The 6,341-nt window shown below is 32.3% G+C and carries 5 protein-coding genes; 1 reads left to right on the forward strand and 4 read right to left on the reverse strand.

The window, feature by feature from the left end:
- The coding region (locus J6Y29_00795; protein ID MBP5426430.1) for a hypothetical protein at positions 1-187 on the forward strand (187 nt) is incomplete at its 5' end.
- 24 nt (positions 188-211) lie between these two features.
- Here J6Y29_00795 and J6Y29_00800 read toward each other — a convergent pair.
- From J6Y29_00800 to J6Y29_00815, 4 genes are all read right to left on the reverse strand, one after another.
- Positions 212-1,057 (reverse strand): nucleotidyl transferase AbiEii/AbiGii toxin family protein, encoded by an 846-nt coding sequence (locus tag J6Y29_00800; GenBank protein MBP5426431.1) that lies wholly within the window; start codon positions 1,055-1,057, stop codon positions 212-214.
- Positions 1,054-1,641, reverse strand: a complete 588-nt coding sequence (locus tag J6Y29_00805; GenBank protein MBP5426432.1) for a type IV toxin-antitoxin system AbiEi family antitoxin domain-containing protein — start codon at positions 1,639-1,641, stop codon at positions 1,054-1,056. The genes J6Y29_00800 and J6Y29_00805 overlap by 4 nt, the downstream gene beginning before the upstream one ends.
- A gap of 220 nt (positions 1,642-1,861) precedes the next feature.
- Positions 1,862-3,292 (reverse strand): putative DNA binding domain-containing protein, encoded by a 1,431-nt coding sequence (locus tag J6Y29_00810; GenBank protein ID MBP5426433.1) that lies wholly within the window; start codon positions 3,290-3,292, stop codon positions 1,862-1,864.
- Between the two features lie 170 nt (positions 3,293-3,462).
- A partial coding sequence (locus tag J6Y29_00815; GenBank protein ID MBP5426434.1) for a hypothetical protein occupies positions 3,463-6,341 on the reverse strand: 2,879 nt, incomplete at its 5' end.

The raw sequence follows: 6,341 nt of genomic DNA on the forward strand, positions 1-6,341 counted from the left end.
AGTTTGTCCTGCTGGAACTGTTACTATCTTAGTGAATGCGATGTTTGCTATTCCTGTTGAGAATCTACCAATTGAGTTTACTTTCTCGTTTCCGTTCCATACAGTTATTGATTTTACGACAGTATCTGCACTGATACAAAAAGGCTCTCAAAACCAGTCTACAAGGGGATATACCCCTTGTTTTTGAAACTCAAATTTTTCTAAAGTCTTCTTACAGGGTAAATACTTCTCCAACGGCTTGAATACTATCTATCAGGTCTTCAAACTCTATACCTTCTGCGTAAAAATTATTTGACTTATATTTTTTCCATTGAGCTATCATTTTTGTATTTGTTCTTAGCATATTAGTTATGGAGTTCCAGTCTTGTATTACATCAAGAGTTCCTCTGTGTTTTGCAGTAGACATAATTGCATTTTTTAGCGTTTTATTGTGTATATTCTTTCTTTGTGTTTTTAGTAACATATGTACATCATAAAAATCCCTTATTCGTGTTCCCAAAGCACCTCTGCTTATTATTGATTCGAATTTTTCTGCAATAATTGTCTCAACATTATATGCCCATATTTCAATCTTCCTTTCTTCAAACATAAGTGTAAAGCTATATTTTATTTCCCTATATGTTATTTTGTCTCCGGTTGAAATATCAATTTTTAGCGTAACATCCAATTCATTATCATACTCAGCTTTTATCGTTACCTTAAATCCGCCGTATTCATCATTTTTACGTATGTCTTCTACTTTTGTCAATTTTAACGTGATCCCATCATTCAAATTGATATTACATATTTCCTGTACCATTTTTTGAACACTAGTTTCTGTTATCCTTACTCCTTTAATCGTTGTGTCCATATCCATTGTAGTCCTAGTATCTATTCCTAAAATAGCCGATATTAGCATCCCTCCCTTTAAGATAACTTTATCTTTATATGAGGATACTGATATTCGTTCTAGTAATCTCTCTAACATATATGTTTGCAATACCGATTGTGCGGATATCTTATTCTCTTTTGCGATATTATTTATAACTGCTTTAAAACTCATTGCATTTCTTTTCATTCATCTAAAACCTCCATGTACTGACTTAATATACTTTCAATCCTTAGTTTACTAGCATAGTTGTATAATAAAAATAAATTTTTATCTTTTCTCTTCATATACTCTTTGAGGGCCGTATTTAATATTTGTGTATCTATTTTGTTTCTGTCCTTTACTATATCACATATAGTCCTTTCTTTGTCATATATTTTGATTTCAGTGTTATCAGACAGTTTTATTGTAGTTAATCCTAAAGAATATATTTCTTTTTTTATATAATGTGCCTTCACAAATTCATTATATATTCGAATATTATTGGGAAACGTCATATCATATTTGATGGGCGTTCTTTCTGTCATATCGTAAAAATACAACGCTGTATTGTGTGAAAAAACACCGGATAAATATCTTTGACCTAGAATAAAAAATTCGTTGGGAGATTGACCTGTAAGTGAATATACCCCCCTCGTAACTTTTTTTATATATCCTTCATCAACTAATTGCCTTAAGAATTGTTGATGTATGCCATGCTGTCTAAGGTCGCTAGTGCGCACGTAGCCATTGTTTTTTTTAATAATTGTCATCAACTTTTCTTTGTTACTCACTTTAGATCATCTCCTCATTTTATTGATTTCTAAATACATTTTATTATATTTTGTATTCAAAAGTCAATAGATTTTTAAAAAAATACTTGTAAGATGAAGTTTAGCGTAAAAAATTATGTAAGAAAAATCAAAAGTACACATATATGAAATTTTACTTTTATAAAAAATGTCGCTCGACACCGATATTTTTCTTAAAAATGTCGCTCGACACCGATATTTTTTATTTGAAAAATTTATAAGTAACTCCTTCTACTTTTTTAATAAGGTTTAATTCCAACAATAACGCTATCAAATTTGTTGCTCGTGTATCTTTTACATTTAACAACGTCTTCACATCATCTCTTGAAAAAACATCCGAGTAACCTACTTTGTCGAATATTACTTTTATCTGATCTATTGTACTATTTTTTATCTTTGCATTCTGTATGCTTTTATACAATTTGATAAAAAATAATTCCTCATCAGATACAAGATTTTTATTTTTTTCATCTTCCGTATTTTTAGAGTAACTTTTATTGGGGAAAATAACGCTAAACGATAGGGAATCAGATATAAACTTGGGCTTTAACTCAGAATCACTATAACTCTCGACTATTCTGCTTAATCCACTTCCTCTACGTTCCATAAAATGCAATCTACTGAATACGTCTGAAATAATGACATTCCTTCGCATTGAAGGTATGTTTTTTATCTCTAAATTCTGTATTAGACTTCCATCAAACATTCCTCCTGGAGACGTAATTTCTAATCTATCATCAAACATATCTATATGTATTTCTGCACCTAGTATTTGATAGTCTCTATGAATCAATGCATTCACAATAGCCTCTCTACGTGCAGTTGCAGGATAATCTTCTAATTCAATTCTATTCATCCCAACAATCTTCCAAGATTGCTTTGAATTATTTTTAATGAACAAGTCTGCATTTTCCAAAAGAGATATTATACTGCCTGTATACTCTTTATCATCTATTGCATCCTCTGACAAAACTCCCTTATGCTTACCTTTCCATCTAGTACAAACAATTTTAGATTGCTTAAGTGCCCCTTGATCGCTTAACAATACACCTGCATTAGTTATATGTCCGTCCTCACTTGCTAAGCCCAAGGATATATAATCTTTAATTTCATTAAACTCATTTCCTGTTTTCTCTTTCAGTGTTGCACCAAGCAAAGTAAAACTTAAGTCCTTTATAAGATATTTTGTTGATAATGCATCAAAAGATAAATTTTTACCTTTGAGTATCAAATTATTAAGCACATGTTCTGGAGCAATTAAACTTTGATTACCCGCTCTAATATATACTTCCTTTCGACCATCTGACACGAAATAATACGGTGTTGACGGTCCATCACCAATTTTTAATTCTAAGTAATCTTTGCCATCTTCACTAAAAGTGTTTATTTCATACCTTGGCAAAGGTGTAATTTTCGAATTTATTAGTTCGGTTATTTTTTCAGCAACCCGTTGAATATCTTTCAGGCCTACTAAAGTGTGATTTTTATCGTTTATTCCAAAAAGTATAATGCCACCTTTAGTATTAGCAAAAGCTGAAACCGATTTAAGCCAACTTTTAGGCTTCTTTTCTTCTAACTCTTCCTTATAGTCTATATTGCTTGTTTCTGCTTTTTCATAATCATGTATATTCAAAGCATAAGCACCTCCATCTCAACTAGTATGATACCATTTTATTAAGTGCATTACAATAACAAATATCATTTTTTTGATGACGTAAGGGAGTAGGTTAACTGTTGTATGACGATATAAAAAAACCACCGCAGAGAGATTAGTCCCTGCAGTAGTTGTTATGCTAGATTGGATTAGTTCTTTGCTTTTACTTCTACTGTACCTAGGTTCACATCTTTCTCATTGTCAAGACAAATCTCATATCCATCAAAGGATGCTTTGTCAGTATAAGTGTGAGCCTTGTCTACAAATAGAGTAATCTTACTACCTGTTGGTAACAATTTATCAGATTCAGTTCTTACTTCAAATACCTCATCTTTACCTGCAGAAATCTTTATTTTACTACTTGCTATATTGAATATTACATACTTATGAGCTTTTTCTATTATAGCATCTGCACTATTATCATCATCAGGTGTATCATTATCATAAATATTTTTGATATTTTCATCTTCATGATTTTCATATATCTCTAACCACTTAGATATTGTACCATAATTAGGATTTGCTACTACTACTTCGTTAGCTTTCTTAATTTCAACCCAATCTGACACTGGATCCAACGCTACCTTATTTCCATCACTATCATATAGTTCAAGTTTCTTTATTTCATCTCCATAATCTGATTGATCATCAAGTCTTAATACGATTTGTCTTACTCCTACAGCTGTTTTTCCAGTATTCTTAATGCTGAACTTACCAAGTGTTTCGCCTTTCACACCATTTTTACTAGAATATTCATTTTCTGTTACGTTTTTATTACCACTGAGTGCATTTGCATTAACTACTGAAACAGATACTGTAGTTTTGTTATCTGATTCTATAGGATTTCCTTTAACTGTAGTTGTTAATCCACTAATTCTTCCTGTTATTTCAAATAAGTTTCCATTATCAACATCAGAACCAAGTTGTACAGATATGCTGCCTCCAACTTGTGCTCCATCGGCAATATTTGCGTAAAGGATTAATTCTCTTTCTCCATCCCCACTATTGTTAGCCGCGTCGATTAAAAGTTTGCTTCTATTACTATCTTTTAATATATCTATTTCTGTAACCACATTTTTATTTAAAGTAAATGGTTCACTTGTATCTGTTAATACAGTACCTTTATCATCTTTTAATACACATTGTACATATGCTCTCTGCAAATCTCTCTTTTGACCATCCTTAGGAGTTTGACCATTATACTTTGCTGTCAAATAAACCTTATTTACTCCAACATCCTCATTGCTTTCATTAGTTAATTTCCATCTTGCTATTTCGACATTACTAGTATTCGCAACAACATTTTTATCTTTTAATACTTCATCTGACTTATTAGCTTTTACATCCTCTTCTGTAGCACCGCTACTTATTTCTACTGATCTGCTATCAGCTATTGCTGACTCTATTTCTTCAGATGTCTTGCTAGCACTTACTGTTGTACCTGTTGCTATTGTTACTGATGATGCATCAATTGCCGCAAACTTAAATACATCCCCTGGATTTGCTCCAGCTCTAATATCTGCCATCAATCCCAATCTAATTGTTTTACCTGCCTCAACAGTTACGCCTTCTTTTAATGCAATGTTTAATTCAGAAGTTGTTGGGTTTATTACAGTTTCTGACACAACACTTCCTGAAGCGGATACTAATTTAACATTCTTGAATGTTTTAGCCACTAAATCGTTTCCTGCGTCGGCATTATCACCTTTTGCTATTTTTACTTTTAGAGCTGATAACCTTACTGTTTCACCTAAGTTATGCTTAATATTGAATTCGGCCAAAATTTCTTCTGACTGATTTGGGAATACATAACCGTTAACTTGTGCTTTTTGCTCAAGTGTAACTTTTATGTCTCCAACTGTCATCAAACTACCATAGATTACTTCGTCTTCGATCTCGTCTTTATTGAAGCTTATATCTTTCTCACTTACTAACCCTGAACCGTCTATTTTAAATATTCCCACTTCATAAGTTTTATCCTTTACAGCATCTTTCAAATCTATTAATACATCTATTGTTATTGGTGAATTTGGTTCTACTGTTACAACTTCACTTAATGGTAATTCCACGTTTGATACATCATCATTTTTCTTAATTTCTTGTGATGCTATTATAACTCCATTGCTAACCAATTTTATTTCTCTAACTTTTTTATCACTTGTCTCTGTATCTGATGACTTTATAGAAACAGAAACTGTCTCTAATTGAATAGGTTCACCTATAGCTTCAACTTTAATAGCGGCAAACTTTTGATCATCAACAGTTGTAGCTACCGTAGCTGCTGCTGGTGAAGAAGCGGATTTTGTTAATATGAATGCACCTTTTTCTACAGTTAATTTACTTCCATCAATAGTTCCATTAGCGATTATTGTTGTTCCATATACTTTACCTACTGACTGAATGTCATTTACATTATCTATTGAGAATTGAATTGTTCTTCCAGCTCCACCTACAACATCACCTCTAATAGTTAATCTTGCAGTAGTTCCAGAAGCACACTCTCTATTAAGATCAAATACCAACTCACCTCTGTTCATTTCTCCCTTTGCTAATACTGTTCCGTCTTCATCAACTAATCTCAAATTAGCCAAGTCTGTATCTGCTGCTGTTCCATCCTGTGAAAATACAATTCTCTTTATTGTTTGAGCTTCGCTTCTAACTTCAAAATCAAACTTAGCTAATCTTACGTCTTTATCTCCTGCATTAAGACTGGCTACTGGAGCATCTCCACTTATTTTCGCTTCAATTTCTCCTAAATCAACTTCTGAAATTGTGAATGCATTACCCACCATTGGGAATGTTCCTGCTAATGCAGTATCTGATTTAACCTCTAGTAATGAAATCTTTAACTCAGATGCAATACCTGCTGTATTATTTACATTTATCTTTATTGGTAACTTAACAGTTTGTCCTGCTGGAACTGTTACTATCTTAGTGAATGCGATGTTTGCTATTCCTGTTGAGAATCTACCAATTGAGTTTACTTTCTCGTTTCCGTTCCATACAGTTATTGATTTTACGACAGTAT

The organism is Clostridiales bacterium, from assembly GCA_017961515.1.
In the GTDB taxonomy this organism is placed as follows: Bacteria; Bacillota; Clostridia; order Acetivibrionales; family RGIG10202; genus RGIG10202.

What these genes read in the sequence shown, in the direction of transcription:
- J6Y29_00800 (MBP5426431.1), bottom strand. Translation starts at nt 1,057, where the DNA reads ATGAAAAGAAATGCAATGAGTTTTAAAGCAGTTATAAATAATATCGCA.